This window comes from Dellaglioa sp. CoH-57-MRSF-21, assembly GCF_056781915.1.
The window spans coordinates 1-387 of sequence record NZ_JBXAXU010000088.1 but is presented as its reverse complement, the minus strand read 5'-3'; the positions used below and the strand labels follow the sequence as shown (position 1 = coordinate 387).

The following is a 387-nucleotide window of genomic DNA, read 5'->3' as shown; positions in this document are numbered from 1 at the left end:
GAAAACTATGAGGATCAGGGTTACGTTGTTGCTTGGCACCCGATCCCTGACATCTCGGAGGTCCTGTGAGCCAGAACTATAGCACCCGCACTCTCTACCTCGCGAACTACTTCGACGGTGAGTATCCGGAGGACAACGAAAACTTCGCTGCGTACCAGACCAGTGAAGAAGCAGAAGCACGTTGCGCCGAAGAGGTTGCGTATCAGCAGCGCTTCCATGGGCCGAAATCGGAACGCCACACCACGAAAGAATGGCGATACTACGCGTCAGCTATCGAATACGTGATTCCGCGCGCCCGGCTGAGCGCGCAGGAACAGAAGCTCGTCGAACGCCTGAAGGACTGCTCGAAGGATTTGGACGTGGCAGATCGCCATGCCCTGCTCGATC

The 387-nt window shown here is 56.6% G+C and carries 1 protein-coding gene; it reads left to right on the top strand.

Annotated elements, in window-relative coordinates; all coding sequences use genetic code 11:
* Window positions 1–65: 65 nt before the first annotated feature.
* The coding region (locus tag AC1RPQ_RS08060; RefSeq protein ID WP_481762272.1) for a hypothetical protein at window positions 66–387 on the top strand (322 nt) is incomplete at its 3' end.